This window comes from Vibrio sp. 10N.222.49.C9, assembly GCF_041474985.1.
Classification (GTDB): Bacteria; Pseudomonadota; Gammaproteobacteria; order Enterobacterales; family Vibrionaceae; genus Vibrio; species Vibrio crassostreae_C.
Genome location: NZ_JBFRVD010000443.1, coordinates 1 through 528, shown reverse-complemented (window position 1 = coordinate 528; position 528 = coordinate 1). Strand labels below are relative to the sequence as shown.

Sequence of the window (528 nt, the reverse complement as noted above, 5' to 3'; positions counted from 1 at the left end):
CTTCCAAAGCCTGCATACTGCCGATAACGCCAACAACAGGCGCTAAGATCCCTGCCTCAACACAACTCAGTTCATTAGCACCAAACAGAGTGCTTAAACATTCGTAGCATGGTTCATCATCTTGATAGGTGAAGCTGATCACCTGTCCTTCAAGTCGAATTGCGGCGCCAGAAACCAAAGGCGTTTTGTGCTTGTGACACAGTCGATTCAATTGGTTTCTAGTGGTGAGGTTATCACTAGCATCAATGACCAACGAATGATTGGCAACGGCGGTATCAAGCTCATTGTCGTCTAAGCGACGCGCTATTGCGGTTATCTCACAGTTTGAATTGAGCTGGGACAGGCTAGTTTTGGCGGAATCTACCTTTAGAGCCTTGATATCGGATTCGGTATGAAGGATCTGTCGCTGCAAATTGGAGAGCTCTACAACATCATCGTCGACGATGGTTAGCTTGCCTACGCCACCAGAGACTAGATAAGGCGTTGCCGCACAGCCTAAGCCTCCAGCGCCAATAACAAGCACTGAGG

At 48.5% G+C, this 528-nt stretch carries 1 protein-coding gene; it reads right to left on the bottom strand.

Annotated elements, in window-relative coordinates; translation table 11 throughout:
• Window positions 1-528, bottom strand: a 528-nt coding sequence (moeB, locus tag AB4585_RS23895) for a molybdopterin-synthase adenylyltransferase MoeB (protein ID WP_372171245.1), incomplete at both ends; no start/stop codon positions are given.